15 protein-coding genes are annotated in these 14774 nt (G+C 62.3%); 9 read left to right on the top strand and 6 right to left on the bottom strand.

Going from position 1 to position 14774, the window contains the following annotated elements; all coding sequences use genetic code 11:
• The first annotated feature begins 17 nt into the window (after window positions 1–17).
• The 3 genes from IFT47_RS08275 to IFT47_RS08265 all read left to right on the top strand — a co-directional run bounded on the left by IFT47_RS08275 (window position 18) and on the right by IFT47_RS08265 (window position 1897).
• Complete coding sequence (locus IFT47_RS08275) at window positions 18–476, top strand: thiol-disulfide oxidoreductase DCC family protein (RefSeq protein ID WP_192172421.1); 459 nt, start codon at window positions 18–20, stop codon at window positions 474–476.
• 71 nt (window positions 477–547) lie between these two features.
• Window positions 548–844 (top strand): hypothetical protein, encoded by a 297-nt coding sequence (locus IFT47_RS08270; protein ID WP_192172422.1) that lies wholly within the window; start codon window positions 548–550, stop codon window positions 842–844.
• Between the two features lie 84 nt (window positions 845–928).
• Window positions 929–1897, top strand: a complete 969-nt coding sequence (locus tag IFT47_RS08265) for a L,D-transpeptidase family protein (RefSeq protein WP_192172423.1) — start codon at window positions 929–931, stop codon at window positions 1895–1897.
• Window positions 1898–1974: 77 nt separating this feature from the next.
• Here the strand turns inward: IFT47_RS08265 and oprI are convergent, their stop codons facing one another.
• On the bottom strand, window positions 1975–2226 hold the full coding sequence (oprI, locus tag IFT47_RS08260; RefSeq protein ID WP_003199355.1) for an outer membrane lipoprotei OprI: 252 nt from the start codon (window positions 2224–2226) through the stop codon (window positions 1975–1977).
• Between the two features lie 645 nt (window positions 2227–2871).
• Here oprI and IFT47_RS08255 point away from each other — a divergent pair.
• Complete coding sequence (locus IFT47_RS08255) at window positions 2872–3153, top strand: GNAT family N-acetyltransferase (RefSeq protein ID WP_065988521.1); 282 nt, start codon at window positions 2872–2874, stop codon at window positions 3151–3153.
• Window positions 3154–3218: 65 nt separating this feature from the next.
• Here the strand turns inward: IFT47_RS08255 and IFT47_RS08250 are convergent, their stop codons facing one another.
• On the bottom strand, window positions 3219–4295 hold the full coding sequence (locus tag IFT47_RS08250) for a 3-deoxy-7-phosphoheptulonate synthase (protein ID WP_192172424.1): 1077 nt from the start codon (window positions 4293–4295) through the stop codon (window positions 3219–3221).
• A gap of 212 nt (window positions 4296–4507) precedes the next feature.
• On the opposite strand from IFT47_RS08250, the gene IFT47_RS08245 reads away from it, so the two are divergent.
• From IFT47_RS08245 to cysB, 5 genes are all read left to right on the top strand, one after another.
• On the top strand, window positions 4508–4843 hold the full coding sequence (locus IFT47_RS08245; protein ID WP_192172425.1) for a thioredoxin family protein: 336 nt from the start codon (window positions 4508–4510) through the stop codon (window positions 4841–4843).
• A gap of 12 nt (window positions 4844–4855) precedes the next feature.
• Complete coding sequence (locus IFT47_RS08240; RefSeq protein ID WP_192172426.1) at window positions 4856–5830, top strand: putative 2-dehydropantoate 2-reductase; 975 nt, start codon at window positions 4856–4858, stop codon at window positions 5828–5830.
• 46 nt (window positions 5831–5876) lie between these two features.
• Complete coding sequence (locus IFT47_RS08235) at window positions 5877–6797, top strand: 5'-nucleotidase (RefSeq protein WP_192172427.1); 921 nt, start codon at window positions 5877–5879, stop codon at window positions 6795–6797.
• 93 nt (window positions 6798–6890) lie between these two features.
• Window positions 6891–7385: a universal stress protein gene (locus IFT47_RS08230; RefSeq protein ID WP_192172428.1), complete on the top strand. Its 495-nt coding sequence runs from the start codon at window positions 6891–6893 to the stop codon at window positions 7383–7385.
• 151 nt (window positions 7386–7536) lie between these two features.
• Window positions 7537–8511 (top strand): HTH-type transcriptional regulator CysB, encoded by a 975-nt coding sequence (gene cysB / locus IFT47_RS08225; RefSeq protein ID WP_122534560.1) that lies wholly within the window; start codon window positions 7537–7539, stop codon window positions 8509–8511.
• Window positions 8512–8650: 139 nt separating this feature from the next.
• Here cysB and IFT47_RS08220 read toward each other — a convergent pair whose 3' ends face one another.
• The 4 genes from IFT47_RS08220 to IFT47_RS08205 form a co-directional block, all read right to left on the bottom strand.
• Window positions 8651–9385: a phosphoadenylyl-sulfate reductase gene (locus IFT47_RS08220; protein WP_192172429.1), complete on the bottom strand. Its 735-nt coding sequence runs from the start codon at window positions 9383–9385 to the stop codon at window positions 8651–8653.
• A gap of 785 nt (window positions 9386–10170) precedes the next feature.
• Entirely contained in the window at window positions 10171–11514 is a 1344-nt protein-coding gene (gene pabB / locus IFT47_RS08215) for an aminodeoxychorismate synthase component I (RefSeq protein ID WP_192172430.1), read from the bottom strand.
• A gap of 61 nt (window positions 11515–11575) precedes the next feature.
• Window positions 11576–12664, bottom strand: a complete 1089-nt coding sequence (locus IFT47_RS08210) for an ABC transporter substrate-binding protein (protein ID WP_342345369.1) — start codon at window positions 12662–12664, stop codon at window positions 11576–11578.
• Window positions 12661–14772 carry a TonB-dependent receptor gene (locus IFT47_RS08205; protein ID WP_244655913.1) on the bottom strand — a complete coding sequence of 704 codons (2112 nt, stop codon included), beginning with the start codon at window positions 14770–14772 and terminating at the stop codon, window positions 12661–12663. Before IFT47_RS08205 ends, IFT47_RS08210 begins: the two co-directional genes overlap by 4 nt.
• Window positions 14773–14774: the final 2 nt, after the last annotated feature.

The raw sequence follows: 14774 nt of genomic DNA, 5'->3' as shown, positions 1-14774 counted from the left end.
TGTACAGGACCCCAAAGATGTACAAGAAAGAGCAGTGGCCACTCACGCTGTACTTCGACGGTGACTGCCCGCTTTGCGCGCGGGAGATCAAGCTCCTGCGTTCTCACGCTTCCGCGCACGCCGACGCCACCGCAACCGCCGCCCAATTGCTGTTCGTCGACATCAGCCAAGAGGGTTTTGACCCCGGTGCACTCGGATTTAGCCGTGAGCAGATGGAGTCGGTATTGCACGCCCGATTCGACGATGGCACCTGGGTCACGGGCCTGGACGCCACCCTCTGGAGCTGGCGCGCCGCCGGGCTCGGCGCCTGGGCTGCGCCACTGTCGTGGCGGCCGCTGAGGCCCTTGCTGAACGTCGGTTACCGCTTGTTCTGCCGCTGGCGTCCCCACTTGGCGTGGCTGCCTCATCCGGACGGGAGTCGTCGATGCCGCGACGACCGTTGCGCGGTTTCCCGACCCTCAGACCAAAACCGCTGATTTAAAGGCCTGCAGGCCTTTTCCGGACGGGGGCTTTCGGCTAATGTGGCGCCCCCGCTCTGGAGCCCCCAATGCCGCGCCGTCCTTCCTGGTCCCTTTATGCCTATCAACTGATCGAGCCCGACGAACAGCTCGACCTGTTCGCGTGCCAGGAAATCCTCGTGCATCTGGTCGCTCGCCAGCTCGAGCTGGCAGGCTCCGCCGACCGCACCTTGTGCGGCACCTTGCTGCCCGCCCAGCCGCGCTGGTCGGAAGTCCGGCAGACGGTTTATCAGGATGAGCGACTGTGCCCGCTGTGCAGGGCGATCATCGACGCGCAACGGCGCGGCTGGCACCCGATCTGGCCGGAACTGGAAACCGGCGTCTAAGGGCTCGCGCGCACTCCCCGAATGCGCAGGCGTGCGTGTACAATCGCGCACAATCAAGCCTTCCGTTTACCAAGGATTCTCCGGATGTTGTCGCGCATTCCAGCTTTCGCCCGCTGTCTGTCGCTCGCTGCGCTGTGCGCGGCCGGCCCCGTCTCCGCCCTGGAGTTTCCGTTGCCGCCGCCCGGTGAGGACATCATCGGTCAAGTGCAGACCGTCACCGCCAAGTACGAAGACACCTTCGCCGATCTGGCCACCCGCTACGACCTGGGCTATCTGGAAATGATTGCCGCCAATCCGGGCGTCGATGCCTGGCTGCCGGGCGCAGGCACTCAAATAGTGTTGCCGACGCGTTTCATCCTGCCGCCGGGTCCGCGCGAAGGCATCGTCATCAACCTGGCCGAGTACCGTTTGTACTACTACCCGAAAGGTCGGAACGTGGTTTACACCTTCCCGCTGGGTATCGGTCGCGAGGGCTGGGGTTCGCCGGTTTCCACCACCAAGGTCACCGCCAAAACCCCGAACCCGACCTGGACGCCGCCCGCGTCGGTCAAGGCCGAGCATGCCGCCGACGGCGACATCCTGCCCAACGTGGTCCCGGCCGGGCCGGACAACCCGCTGGGTCCTTTCAAATTCGGCCTCGGCTTGCCGGGCTACCTGATCCATGGCTCGAACAAGAAGTTCGGCATCGGCATGCGCACCAGTCACGGCTGCTTCCGCATGTACAACAACAACGTGCTGGAAATGGCGGACATGGTCCCGGTGGGCACCACTGTGCGCATCATGAGCGAGCCCTATAAGTTCGGCGTCAGCGGCGGCAAGGTCTACCTCGAAGCGCACACGCCGCTGGACGAAAGCGGCAAGCCGTCGGTAGTCGACAAGCACACCGCCGTGATCAACGCACTGCTCAAGCGTGAAGACCTGGCCAACAGCCTGCGCATCAATTGGGACGAAGTGCGGGACGTGGTGGCTGCCGAAGACGGCATGCCGGTCGAGATTGCCGTGCCGACCACGCCTGCGCCCGTGGTGGGCGGCGCGCCGATGACGCTGCAGTAACGCTGCGACGCCAAACGCCGGGCAATAAAAAAGCCGACCCGTTAACGGGTCGGCTTATCAATAATCCCGGGGGATTATTACTTACGGCTAGCCTTGTCCAACATACGCAGAGCGCGCTCGTTGGCTTCGTCAGCAGTTTGCTGAGCTTTTTGAGCTGCAGCCAGAGCTTCATCAGCCTTGCGATAGGCTTCATCGGCACGGGCTTGCGAACGAGCGGCTGCGTCTTCAGTTGCAGTCAGACGAGCTTCGGTTTCTTTGGATGCGCTGCTGCAACCGGTAGCCAGAACTGCGGCCAGGGCCAGAGCAGAGAATTTCAGAACGTTGTTCATCGTGTTCCCCTTAAAGGACTTCTATCAAATTAGTCATCTCTCGAGAGTGAGAAAATGACCGGCGTACATCTTACTCATTGTTTGTAGTAAGTAAACGGACCGCGCGCAAGATCTGCAGAAAATTCTTGGGTATGAACGTGTTCCGTGCAACTCCTCACGCTTTTTCTTCGCACGCAAAGAGTCCCAGGCGGTGGTGTCTGTCAGGTGACTCCGGCCCTGGCGATTTCCCACTACCAGCGACGTACCGGCGACCATTTTTGTATAGTCGATTATCGTGACAGGCGCATCCCTGAGGGCGGTTTTAATGACCTTCAAGTGACTTGAGTGCGGGCGTTGCGTCTCAATGGACATTGCCCGGCGACAACAGGTTCCATGGTGCACGCCTTCAGATGTGCGGCAGCGCAATTAACAGTTGATTCACTTGAGCGCACTTGCTCAGGGCGCCTACTATTTGCCTGTGCTCAAATTGTTTGAGAACAGCGACGCTCTTCGCGGTGTCCAAACGGCACAGGGTGGCGCAGTCAGCTCTACCGCAGAAGTCGCTATTGCAGAAGGCAATAGTTCTCATACTGCCTGTAGAGGTTCCTTCGCCGGGAAAATGTCGATAAGGTAAGGGTCCAATTCCAAGACCCGCGAGGAGTAGTGATGAGCGAGGCGTTGTCCATCCACCATGACGAGACCGGTCACCAGTTCGAAGTCAATATTGACGGCTACCGTGCCTATCTGACCTACATGGACCTGGGTAAAGAGACCCTGGATATCTACCGTACGTTCGTTCCCAACGAATTGCGCGGACGTGGGATAGCGGCAGCCTTGACCAAGGTGGCCCTCGACTACGCCGACCGGATCGGCTACACCGTGATTCCTTCGTGCTCCTACGTGGAACGCTACATGGAGCGCAACCAGCGCCAGGCTGCCAAGATCTGACCCAGGCGCGCGTCACACAGTAAAACGCCGAGCATGTGCTCGGCGTTGTCGTTTCTGCGGGCAGGTCAGTCGCGCTTGCGCTTGGGCAATACGTCTTTGAGCTTGGCGTGCATGCTGCGCAGGGTCTTTTCAGTGCTTTCCCAATCGATGCATGCATCAGTGATGGACACGCCGTATTGCAGGTCGGCGAGGTCTTTGGGAATGGCCTGGCAGCCCCAGTTCAGATGACTCTCGACCATCAGGCCGATGATTGACTGGTTGCCTTCGAGAATCTGGTTGGCGACGTTCTCCATCACCAGCGGTTGCAGTGCCGGGTCCTTATTGGAGTTGGCGTGGCTGCAATCGACCATGATGTTCGGCTTGATCTTCGCCTTGTTCAGCGCCTGTTCACACAGCGCGACGCTGACCGAATCATAGTTGGGCTTGCCGTTGCCGCCGCGCAGCACGACGTGGCCGTAGGCATTGCCCTTGGTGGTGACGATGGACACGCCGCCTTCCTGGTTGATACCCAGGAAGCGATGGGGGCTGGACACCGATTGCAGGGCGTTGATTGCAACGGTCAGGCCGCCGTCGGTGCCGTTCTTGAAGCCGACTGCCGAAGACAGGCCCGAGGCCATTTCCCGGTGAGTCTGGGATTCCGTGGTGCGCGCCCCGATGGCCGACCAACTGATCAGGTCCTGCAGGTACTGAGGCGAAATCGGGTCGAGGGCTTCGGTCGCGGTCGGCAGGCCTTTTTCGGCCAGGTCGCGCAGCAATTGACGGCCGATGTGCAGACCATCCTGAATCTTGAAAGAGTCGTCCAGGTATGGGTCGTTGATCAGGCCTTTCCAGCCGACGGTGGTGCGTGGCTTCTCGAAATACACGCGCATGACCAGATACAACGTATCGGACACCTCGGCGGCGAGTGCTTTCAGGCGATCGGCGTATTCGTGGGCGGCCTTGAGGTCGTGGATCGAGCAGGGCCCGATCACGACGAACAGGCGGTGATCCTTGCCATCGAGGATGTTGCGGATGACTTCGCGGCCCTGGCTGACAGTGGCCTGGGCGGCGGCGGTCAGCGGGATTTCGCGTTTCAGCTGATCCGGGGTGATCAGTGTCTCGTTGGAGGCAACGTTGAGGTCGTCAATCGGTAAATCAGCCATCGTGTTACTCATCAGGTCACGGATGCTGGCCGCCAGCGTCCCCGTGCGGCGGAGCCGAGCATGATTGAGCGCAACGGGGGAGCCGAACCTTAGCGCGTTAGCCGGTGGTTCGACAATGGGTAAACGTGGCTTTCGTCCAACGGTTGCGGCATTGTCTGACCTGTCTGGGGTGGCGACAGGCATCACCCGAACATCATTCAGAGGAGAAGCGCGTGGATCAATTGCAACTGACGGACTTCGACCTCGACCAGCAACTTCTCAACCTGCCCGGCGTCTCACTGCTGATTTTCACCAGCCTGGGCTGCTCCAGTTGTCGCTGGGCCCGGCATCATTTACCCGAGCAATCGCTGCCTGTTGACCGCCTGTGCTGGATCGATGCCGAAGAAAACGGCGGCGCGGTGCAGCGCTACGGCGTGTTTCATCTGCCGACGATGTTTGTGATCCGCGACGGTGCCTTCTTCGGGCCCCTTCGCACGCAGATGTCCGCCGAGGCCATTGTCCCGGGCCTGGCCCACGCGCTGGCGACGCCGCCAGACGAATTACCCTGAAGCGGAGTTTCCATGAGCGAGAGCACAGCGAGCGAAAGCTCAACCAGACCCCGGATCGGCATCATCGGCACCGGCGCGATCGGCGGCTTCTACGGCGTGATGCTGGCCCGGGCCGGCTTCGATGTGCACTTTCTGCTGCGCAGCGAATTCGAGGCCGTCGCCCGCAACGGCCTGCGGGTAGACAGCCATGTGCATGGCCCGTTAGTGCTGGAAAATGTCCAGGCCTACGCCTACGCCTCCGCCGCCGACATGCCGCCCTGCGACTGGTTGCTGATCGGCGCGAAGACCACCGGCAACGGCGGGGTGGCCTCCGCCATCGTTCAGGCCGCGGCGCCGGACGCCAAAGTTCTGCTGCTGCAAAACGGGTTGGGCGTCGAGGAAGAGCTGCGCGCCGAGCTACCGGATTCCCTTCATCTATTGGGCGGCTTGTGTTTTGTCTGCGTGCATCGCACCGGTCCGGGCCAGATCACCCACCAAGCCTTTGGCGCCGTGAATATCGGCTATCACAGCGGGCCGGCCGATACGGCTGCACGGGGGAAATGGGTCGAGGAGGGGGCGTCGCTGTTTCACCAGGCCGGCATCGACTCTGTGGCGATGGACAATCTCGACAAGGCGCGCTGGCAGAAACTGGTGTGGAACGTGCCCTACAACGGGCTTTCCGTGCTGCTCAACGCCAGCACCACGCCGCTGATGGGCGATGCCGACAGTCGCGCGCTGATCCAAGGCCTTATGGCGGAAGTGATGCAGGGCGCCGAAGCGTGCGGCCACGTGCTGCCGCAGGGTTACGCCGAGCAATTGCTTAAGGTCACCGGCCATATGCCGGATTACCGGCCGAGCATGTACCACGACTTCACCGAAAAACGCCCGCTGGAACTCGACGCCATCTATGCCCGGCCCCTCGCCGCTGCGCTTGCCGCTGGCTGTGACATGCCCAAGGTGCGCGCCCTGTATCACGCGCTGGCGTTCATTGATCGCGGCAATCGTTGACGGCCATGGCCGTGCGCATGCCCAACTGCTGCTTAAAGGAAGACTGATGAGCACTGAGCTGAACATTAAAACCCCGGGGAGCAAACTGGTGCTGGCGATTTCCTCGCGGGCGCTGTTTGATCTGCGGGAAAGCCATGACGTTTACATGGCCAATGGGGTCGCTGCCTACCGTCAGTACCAGATCGACCACGAGGACGAAATCCTCGAGCCCGGCGATGCGTTCCGGCTGGTGGAAAAACTGCTCAGCCTGAACGCCAGCTTGAACCAGTCCCGGGTGGAAGTGGTGCTGGTCTCGCGCAACAGCGCCGACACCGGCTTGCGCGTGTTCAATTCGATTCAGCATTACGGCCTCGATATTTCCCGCGCCGCGTTCGTCGGCGGCCGCAGTCCGTTTCCGTATCTGGCCGCTTTCGGCAGTCATCTGTTCCTGTCGACCCACGCCGATGACGTGCGCAGCGCGCTGGACGCGGGGTTCGCCGCGGCGACCATCCTCTCCGGTGGCGCACGTCGTGCCGCCAGTGCAGAACTGCGCATCGCCTTCGACGGTGACGCCGTGCTGTTCTCCGATGAGTCCGAGCGCGTGTATCAGTCCGGAGGGCTCGAGGCGTTCCAGGCCAACGAGCGCGAGGCGGCGCGACGGCCATTGCCCGGCGGGCCATTCAAACCCTTTCTCGCGGCACTGAATGCCCTGCAGCGTGAATTCCCCGAAGAGTCCTGTCCGATTCGCACGGCGCTGGTGACCGCGCGCTCGGCTCCGGCTCATGAACGGGTGATTCGTACCCTGCGCGAGTGGGACATCCGTCTGGATGAGTCGCTGTTTCTCGGCGGCCTGGACAAATCGGCGTTTCTCGAAGCCTTCGCCGCGGACGTGTTCTTCGACGATCAGCCGGGCCACTGCGAGCGCGCCCGCGAGGTGGTCGCGACCGGGCACGTGCCCCACGGCATCAGCAACGAGCTAAAACCCTGAGGCGTTAGACCGAAAAGCAGCAGTCGGCCGTCGCAGTGCGCAGCGCGCTGCTACGCTGATGAAGTCTTCACTTCACAGGCTGCCGGGGGTCCCATGATCCGTTCGATGCTCTACGCCACGGACCTCGGTGCTTATGCGCCGTATGTGTTGCAGCACGCGCTGGTGTTGGCGCGGACCTTCGACGCCGAGCTGCACGTTGTGCATGTGGTGGAGCCGATGGGCGTGTTTGCCGAGTCCGTGCTGCAGAGCTATCTGGCGGCAGACGTCTTGAAACAACTGCACAGCGAGGGCGTCAACACGGTCATCGACGGCATTGAGGCGCGGGTGCTGGCCAGTTTTCGCGAGGAACTGGGCGAGGGCCATGAGGACCTGGCGCTGATTCGCAGCGTTCGTGTGGTCCAGGGCGACCCATCCAATGTGATACTCGATCAGGCGCGCCTGCTCGGCATTGATCTGCTGGTGGTGGGCAGTCGCAGTCACGGTGGGGAGGGCGATACGCCGATTGGCCGAACGGCGGCGCGGGTGCTGCAACTGGCCGACGTGCCGGTGTACATGGTGCCGATGCTGCAAAGTCGTACACAAACGTGATCGCGTTCCGGGAATGTGCCAAGGGCGTTAAAAGCTGCGTGCCATTACTGGATAAAAGTGATAAAAAGTTCTAGCTTTGCCTTCCTGACCAATAATCCAGTTATATACCGTCGCTGATGCCCGTGGCGTCTTCCGGCTTTGAGGGATACATATGAAGCTTCAACAATTGCGCTACATCTGGGAAGTGGCGCACCACGACCTCAACGTTTCAGCGACCGCGCAAAGCCTCTACACCTCGCAGCCAGGTATCAGCAAGCAGATCCGCCTGCTGGAAGACGAGTTGGGCGTCGAAGTCTTCGCCCGCAGCGGCAAGCACCTGACCCGCGTCACCCCGGCAGGCGAGCGCATCATCACCACCGCCGGCGAGATCCTGCGCAAGGTCGAGAGCATCAAGCAGATCGCCCAGGAATTCTCCAATGAGAAAAAGGGCACGCTGTCCATCGCCACCACCCACACCCAGGCCCGTTACGCGTTGCCGCCGGTGATCAGCAATTTCATCAAGCAGTACCCGGACGTCGCGCTGCACATGCATCAGGGCTCACCGATGCAGATCGCCGAAATGGCCGCCGACGGCACCGTCGATTTCGCCATCGCCACCGAAGCGCTGGAACTGTTCGGCGATCTGGTGATGATGCCGTGCTACACCTGGAACCGCTGCGTGGTCGTCCCTCAGGGCCATCCGCTGACCAAGGTGCCGAAGCTGACCCTGGAAATTCTCGCCGAATACCCCATCGTGACCTACGTGTTCGGCTTCACCGGCCGTTCCAAACTCGACGAAGCATTCAGCCACCGTGGCCTGACGCCGAAAGTGGTGTTCACCGCCGCCGACGCTGACGTCATCAAGACCTACGTGAGATTGGGATTAGGCGTCGGCATCGTCGCGAAAATGGCCGTCGACCCGAAGCTGGACAGCGATCTGGTGGTGCTCGACGCCAGCGAACTGTTCGAAGCCAGCGTGACCAAGATCGGCTTCCGCCGCGGCACCTTTCTGCGCGGCTTCATGTGCGATTTCATCGAGAAATTCGCCCCGCACCTGACCCGCGACGTCATGGCCAAAGCCATTCAATGCCACAACAAGCAGGAGCTGGAAGAGCTGTTTGCCGGGGTTGAACTGCCCGAGCATTAACAGGCCCGACCTGCGGGTCACGCCTTGCGCCTGACCTGTAGGAGTGAGCTTGCTCGCGATGCGTCCATTCAGGCGCTGAACGGCGTCTGCCAGACCGTCATCGCGAGCAAGCTCACTCCTACAACGTTGCGATCTGCTCTCAGGACTTCGCGATCATATTCCCGGCATGCAGCCCGCATTCCTTCTGCGTCGCTTCTTCCCACCACCAGCGGCCTTCGCGTTCGTGCTGATTTGGCAGGACAGGGCGCGTGCAGGGTTCGCAGCCGATGCTGATGAAGCCGCGCTCGTGCAGGGTGTTGAAGGGCAGTTCGAGCATGCGGATGTAATTCCACACGTCGGCGCTGCTCATCTGGGCCAGCGGGTTGAACTTGTACAGCGTGCGCTCCGAGGTCGAGAACGCGCTGTCGATTTCCACCACCGCCACGTTGTTGCGCGTGCTCGGGCTCTGGTCGCGACGCTGACCGGTGGCCCAGGAGGTAACGCCGGACAGCTTGCGGCGCAACGGCTCGATCTTGCGGATCCCGCAGCACTCGCCATGACCGTCGCGGTAAAAGCTGAACAAGCCCTTTTCCTTGACCATAGGCTCGAGCTTTTCGCGGTCAGGGCTGACGATGTCGATGTCGATTTTGTACTGCTCGCGAACCTGATCGATGAAGCGATAGGTCTCCGGGTGCAGCCGGCCAGTGTCCAGGCTGAACACCTTGACGTTCTTGTTGATTTTCCAGGCCATGTCCACCAGCACCACGTCCTCCGCGCCACTGAAGGAAATCCACAGGTCGTCGCCGAAGTGCTGAAAGGCAAATTTGAGGATGTCGGACGGGGATTTGTTGGCGAAGGTGGTGGCGATGTCGTCAACGTCGAAAGGGTGATTCATCTGGGCGGCTTCCTGATCAGGGCTGGCGCTTAGGCGCTCGTAATGGCGCAGATGGTAACAAAAAACATCGCGCCTTTTGGCTGAAAGCGCCGGATTGCTTTGGGTTGGAAGCTGAGTGCTGAGCAATGGGTGCAGAGGGTGGGGTTGGGACCGACGCTGATACTTCCACAGGTCCAACGAACCGGCCGGAATCCTGAGGCGAACCACGATCCTGTGGGAGCGAGCTTGCTCGCGAATGCTTACTGTCATTCCCAGAGAAAGTGGCTGGCTGTGCTGGCGTCTTCGTGAGCAAGCTCACTCCCACAAGTCCTACGAACGGGCCGGAATCCTGAGGCGACCCACGATCCTGTAGGAGCGAGCTTGCTCGCGAATACTTACTGTCATTTCCCGGAGAAAGTGGCTGACTATGTTGGCGTCTTCGTGAGCAAGCTCACTCCCACAAGTCCTATGAACCGGCCGAAATCCTGAGGCGACCCACGGTCCTGTGGGAGCGAGCTTGCTCGCGAATGCTCACTGTCATTTCCCGGAGAAAGTGGCTGGCTGTGTTGGCGTCTTCGCGAGCAAGCTCACTCCCACAAGTCCAATGAACCGGCCGAAATCCTGAGGCAACCCACGGTCCTGTGGGAGCGAGCTTGCTCGCGAAGACTGCATTCCTGCCGGTAAAAATTTAGCGGATGTACCGACTTCTTCGTGAGCAAGCTCACTCCCACATGGACCGTGTTCGCCGCCCAACGGCGCGGTATCTGCGCAATCGAGAGTCGGTCCATCCGCACCCGCCGCCCCGCTCACAACCCCTCAAGCGTCTCCATCAACACCCGCACTTTGGTGAAGGTCTCCTGATATTCCGCCTCCCACTGCGAATCAGCGACGATCCCGCCGCCGCCCCAGCACGCCATCTGGCCGTCTTTCGCCAGCAGGCTACGGATCGCGATGGAGCTGTCCATCTCGCCGCGCACGTCCAGGTACAGCAACGAGCCGCAATACAACGCCCGGCGAGTCGGCTCCAGTTCGTCAATGATCTGCATCGCGCGGATCTTCGGCGCGCCCGTGATCGAGCCGCCGGGAAAGCTGCCGCCAATCAGGTCCAGCGCGTCCTTGCCGTCGGCCAATTCTCCCGTCACCGCGCTGACCAGGTGATGCACGTTGGGATAGCTCTCCAGGCTGAACAGCTCCGGCACTTTCACCGAACCGATGCGGCAGGTCCGCCCCAAGTCGTTGCGCAGCAAGTCGACGATCATCAGGTTCTCGGCGCGGTCTTTCGCACTCGTTAGCAGCTCTTGAGCAAACGCCACGTCCTCATCGGCATCCCGCCCGCGCGGCCGCGTGCCTTTGATCGGCCGGGTCTCGACCTGACGCTGACTGACTTTGACGAACCGCTCCGGCGACAGGCTCAACACCGCATCGCCCTCCGGCAGGGCCAGATACCCGGCGAACGGCGTGGGACAGGCCACCCGCAGCGCCTGATACGCCGCCCATGGATCACCGAGGTACTGCGCGCGAAAACGTTGGGCGAAGTTGACCTGATAGCAGTCACCGGCCTGGATGTAGGCGTGAATCCGCTCGATGGCCTGTCGGTACTGCTCGGCATCGATGTCCGGCGCGAAGGACGCGGTCAGTTCAAATGATGCATCCCGTTTCGCCACCGGTTGCTCGAACAGCGCGATCAGGCGCTGGCGTTCGGCCTGATCAAGGGCAGGATGAAACACCAACTGGCTGGTGTGCTCGTGGTGATCGGTGACCAGCGCCCAGGGGTAGAGACCCAACCGCGCGGAGGGCAGGTGCAAGTCGTCAATGGCCTGATCGGGCAGCGGTTCGAACAGGCGGCCGAAGTCATACGCCAGATAGCCGATCAATCCACCGGCGAACGGCAGCGCGCAGTGTTCGGGCAGGTCGGCTTCGCCGAGGCGGGCCAGTGATTCACGCAGGCGATGAAGAAAGGCCGGGCCGGATTCGTCCGCCACCGGCTGCGGGGTTTCCAGCGGCCAGGCGCTGAGCAGATCGAAGCGGCCCCGGTCCGCGGTCGGGCGACCGCTGTCCAGCAGCACGGCACCCGGGGCAAGGCGCACGCGGGCGAAGTAGCCGCTGGGGTCGGCGTGATAGGGCAGCGGGTGTAGGGAGCAAGTTGGCATGCGAGGCGTGGATCAGTCAGTGCGCGAGGACGGCGATTGTAGTCTTCCGCAGGGTCGAGTCCTAGGGGGAAGGCGCAGTCGCCGGCGGCTCACCGTGCAAAATCCGCTGAGCATCCTCGGGCGTCAGTGCGTAATCGAAAAAGCGTCGGTAGAAGTCAATCGTCTGCGCCGCCATGTCCACGTCCGCAAACAACGCCGGATGCAACTGCTGCGCCGCCCACGCCAGCTGAAGCGCCACTTCGGTGCCGTAACGGTCCCACGGGAACACCCCGGCCGGGTTGCGCAGGACGCGCCCGTTGCGCACGGCATCAAGCTGGTTCAGCAACTGCGGTTGCGCTGCCTGATTCAAATCACCCGCGGCCGCCGCGAGGATCAGCACATCCGGCTGCCACGCCAGCAACTGCTCAGCCGAGACAATCTGCATATTGCCTTTGAGCCCCGTCGCGGCATTGCGGCCTCCGGCGATCTCGATCCAGTCGTCGATCAGCGTATCGGCGCCGTCCACCTTCAACGGATTGACCGACGCGATGTGCAGCACTTTTGGCCGCTGCTCAGTCGGGATACCCGCCAGCACGCGATTGACTACCGCCAGCTGCTGATCCAGAAACCCGTTGTAGGCGAGGGCGCGCGCAGTGGGTTCCGCACCGCCGAGGGCCTTGGCGGTGTTGAGCATCGAGCGTTTCAGCCCGGCCAGGTCGGTGTAGCCCATCTGCATGACCGGCAGGCCGAGCTGTCGGTAGGCGATGGCCTGCCGATCACCGAGGTGTGTGAACACCAGATCGACGTGCCCGGCGAGCAAGGTCTCGGCATTGAACGCCGTGCCTTGGATGGCCGTGGCCTGGTTGAGCGACGGAAGGACCTTGAACATCCACGGCTGGCTTGCGGGATGGTTGACCGTTGCAACAATGCGCGAACCGGCGCCCAGCGTCATCAGCAGCACGTGATGGGCATACCAGGCGTCAGCGATGCGCGCGGGTTCGGTGGGAATGCTGACCCGTTGGCCGCCATCGTCCTGCACCTGTCCGGGTTTTAGCGGGCTGGCCTGACTGTTCTGGCCGGCATCGTTCGGGGCAGCGAAGGCGCTGACACTCAGACTTACGAGCATCACGACGCTCAACAAACCGCGCACGCCGCCCCGCCCCTTGCTCACAGGTCCACCTGAATCGACGCCTGCACCATGCGCGGCGCGGCCGGGGTGGCGCTGGCTTGCCCGGCGCCGGTGTAGCCATTCAGCCCGCCGGGGACGATGTTGGTCCAGTAGCGTTCGTTGGCCAGGTTGGTGACTTCGAGGCGGTAGACCGTGTCGCGTTTCATCAACCGGGTGCTGTAGCTGGCGCCGGTGTCGAAGGTTGTGTAGCTGCCCACCCAGTGATCGTTGCTGTCGTCGGTGGGGCGAGCGCTGGCGTAACGGGCGTTGAGGTTGACGGCGAGGCCCGGCACCTGGTCGATGCGGTATTCGGTCAGCAGACTGGCGGTCATCCGTGATAGCCCAACGATCCGGGTGTCTTCCGTGCTGTCGTTGCCGGTGGACAGCAGCTTCGGGTCCAGCCAGGTGATGCCGCCGAACATCTTGAGATTTTGAGTCAGGTCACCGTCGGCGAGGAATTCCACCCCGCGATTGCGCTGATCACCCGCCACGGCATAGACGTTATCGGGCTGGGTGTAGGCAAAGGGACGTTTGATCTGAAACGCCGCCAGCGAAAGGTTGACCCCGCGCGCGACCCATTTGCCGCCCAGCTCCCACATGCGGCTGCGATACGGCGAGAGGATCGCCCCGGCGTTGTTGCTGCCGGCCGCCGCACTGTCGCCCTGCTGCAGGCTGTCGGCGTAGGTCAGGTACAGCGTCAGGTCGTCCACCGGTTTGTACATCACGCTGCTTGCGGTGCTGATCCCCGAATCCTGCGATGAGGCGTGGACACCCGCCTGGGAATAATTGTCGGCGGTCAGGCGGCTCTGGCTGCCGCTGAGCATCAGGCTCCATTTCGGTGTGAACGTCAGGGTGTCGCCCAGCACGAACGAGCGTTGGCGGGCGTTGGCCGAGTGGTATCGGTCTGTGAAGTCGGGGAAGTCCGGCTCGTCGAAGGCGACCGGGTTGCTCAATGACGCGCTGCCCAAGATTGTCGTTCCGCCCGCCACGGGGTTGTAGTTGTCCCAGTCAAAACCGGTGACGCCGACGGTCAGGTCGTGGCGAATGCCGCCGGTGTAGACGCTGCCATTGAGGTTGGCCAGATAGCTGTTGATGGTGAAGCGGCTTGCAGTGGCGCTGGTCACCGAGCTGCGATACGTCCCGGCATTGTTGATCAGTGTGTTGGTGACCGCGGTGGATTCGCGGTCGGCGATCTGCCGCAGTGCGCCAATGTCGAGTTTCCAGTTGCCGTCGAAGTCGTGCTTGAAATGCGCGCTGGCGGTGTCCGTGGTGTTGTTGTCGCCGGAATAATGCTGCCCGAGGTTGCTGCGGGTCGGGTCCGGCGCGTGGGGCAGCGTGACGCCCGAGGCGACGGCGAACTTGCCGGGCAGTCCCTTGGATAGATAGCTGTAGTGGCTGAAGTTGGTTTCGATGACGCTGTCGTCACTGATCTGAAAATCCGTGGCGAGGCTGACCAGCTGCCGGCGCAACGTGCTGCCCGGGGCATAACTGTGGCCTTGCTCGTCGGCGACGTTCAGGCGGTATTTGATCTTGCCGTCCGGGTCGAACGGGCCGCTCAGGTCGGCGGCCTTGAGCCAGGTCAGACCGGTGCCCACGCCGACCGTCACCCGATTGCGGGTGAAATCCGTCGGGCGTTTCGACAGCAGGTTGAAGGTGCCGGCCGGATTCGCCGGGCCATACAGCGACCCCGACAGCCCGCTCAGCACCTCGACGCCGCCCAGTTGCTCGGCCGGGTAATCGGTGGTCGAGACCACGTTGAGGCCGTCCAGCCGGCTGTTCTGCACCACGCTGCCCTGCAGGCCCCGGGTTTGCGGCCGGGCGCCGTCGGCCTGCACGGAGGGCATGTAGCGAATGATGTCCTTGAAGCTTTTCAGCTGCTGGCTGTCGATCAGGTCGGAGGACAGCACGCTGATGGAGTAGGGCGTGTCCAGCAGCCTGCGCTCACCCATGGGGCCGAGGGTCGCCGACTTCTCCCGCGCCTGATCGGCAATCGACTGTTCGGCGCTGATGTCCAGCGGTGCCAGGGTCATTTCCTGCGCCAGACTGACCTGGGCGAAGCCGCCAAACAAAAGCGGCGCGAACGCCAGGCGCGATGAGAAGGATCGGGTCATGT

It is taken from the genome of Pseudomonas sp. CFBP 13711, assembly GCF_014842265.1.
In the GTDB taxonomy this organism is placed as follows: domain Bacteria; phylum Pseudomonadota; class Gammaproteobacteria; order Pseudomonadales; family Pseudomonadaceae; genus Aquipseudomonas.
This window is presented reverse-complemented; position numbering and strand designations above follow the sequence as displayed.

Bases quoted from the DNA above. Each gene is read 5' to 3' on its own strand.
- IFT47_RS08275 (WP_192172421.1), top strand. From the start codon at position 18: ATGTACAAGAAAGAGCAGTGGCCACTCACGCTGTACTTCGACGGTGAC.
- IFT47_RS08270 (WP_192172422.1), top strand. From the start codon at position 548: ATGCCGCGCCGTCCTTCCTGGTCCCTTTATGCCTATCAACTGATCGAG.
- IFT47_RS08265 (WP_192172423.1), top strand. From the start codon at position 929: ATGTTGTCGCGCATTCCAGCTTTCGCCCGCTGTCTGTCGCTCGCTGCG.
- oprI (WP_003199355.1), bottom strand. From the start codon at position 2,226: ATGAACAACGTTCTGAAATTCTCTGCTCTGGCCCTGGCCGCAGTTCTG.
- IFT47_RS08255 (WP_065988521.1), top strand. From the start codon at position 2,872: ATGAGCGAGGCGTTGTCCATCCACCATGACGAGACCGGTCACCAGTTC.
- IFT47_RS08250 (WP_192172424.1), bottom strand. From the start codon at position 4,295: ATGGCTGATTTACCGATTGACGACCTCAACGTTGCCTCCAACGAGACA.
- IFT47_RS08240 (WP_192172426.1), top strand. From the start codon at position 4,856: ATGAGCGAGAGCACAGCGAGCGAAAGCTCAACCAGACCCCGGATCGGC.
- IFT47_RS08235 (WP_192172427.1), top strand. From the start codon at position 5,877: ATGAGCACTGAGCTGAACATTAAAACCCCGGGGAGCAAACTGGTGCTG.
- IFT47_RS08230 (WP_192172428.1), top strand. From the start codon at position 6,891: ATGATCCGTTCGATGCTCTACGCCACGGACCTCGGTGCTTATGCGCCG.
- cysB (WP_122534560.1), top strand. From the start codon at position 7,537: ATGAAGCTTCAACAATTGCGCTACATCTGGGAAGTGGCGCACCACGAC.
- IFT47_RS08220 (WP_192172429.1), bottom strand. From the start codon at position 9,385: ATGAATCACCCTTTCGACGTTGACGACATCGCCACCACCTTCGCCAAC.
- pabB (WP_192172430.1), bottom strand. From the start codon at position 11,514: ATGCCAACTTGCTCCCTACACCCGCTGCCCTATCACGCCGACCCCAGC.
- IFT47_RS08205 (WP_244655913.1), bottom strand. From the start codon at position 14,772: ATGACCCGATCCTTCTCATCGCGCCTGGCGTTCGCGCCGCTTTTGTTT.